This is a genomic window from Pseudomonas syringae (assembly GCF_021605415.1).
In the GTDB taxonomy this organism is placed as follows: domain Bacteria; phylum Pseudomonadota; class Gammaproteobacteria; order Pseudomonadales; family Pseudomonadaceae; genus Aquipseudomonas; species Aquipseudomonas syringae_S.
The window spans coordinates 1-603 of record NZ_WKEQ01000098.1 but is presented as its reverse complement, the minus strand read 5'-3'; the positions used below and the strand labels follow the sequence as shown (position 1 = coordinate 603).

1 protein-coding gene is annotated in these 603 nt (G+C 63.0%); it reads right to left on the bottom strand.

All coding sequences use genetic code 11. From position 1 onward, the window contains the following. Positions 1–603, bottom strand: a 603-nt coding sequence (locus GIW69_RS26170; protein ID WP_236485675.1) for an immunoglobulin-like domain-containing protein, incomplete at both ends; no start/stop codon positions are given.

The window sequence follows — 603 nt, the reverse complement described above, 5'->3', positions numbered from 1 at the left end:
GCTTCGACTTTGCCGGCGTCTTTGTAGACGTCGTCGGCCGGTGCTGCAACGGTTACGGTGCCGGTGGTTTTGCCGGCTTCGATGTTGATCACGGCGCCGTTGCTCAACGTCACGGTCACTGGCGTGCCCGCAGGATTGGTCAACGTCGCTGTGTAGACAATCGAACCACCCTCGGCGACCGACTGCGTGGCGCCCAGCGTCAGGTTGGTGGTGTCGACGGTGTCGGTGACGGTGGTGCTGACCGGGGTTTTGTCGGCAACCAGATTCTCGTAATTACCGCCGCTCACATCGGTGATTGCGTTGGTCAGTGGGGTGTGACCGTTCAGCGCGTCGTTCGGCGCGGTGGTGCTGACGGTGCCGGTGGTTTGGCCGACGGCGATGGTGATGGACTGACCGTTGGCCAACGTCACTACAACCGGCGAGCCGGTCACGGCTGCGCCGACGGTAGCGGTGTAGGTAACGGTGCCACCTTCAGCCGCCGACTCGGTCGCCGTCAGTTTTACGGTGGTCGTGTCGAGGGTATCGGTGACGGTGGTGACGGCCGGAGCGGTACTCGGAACCAGATTCTCGAAGTTGCCACCCGTGGCAGTCGCAATGGTTGCT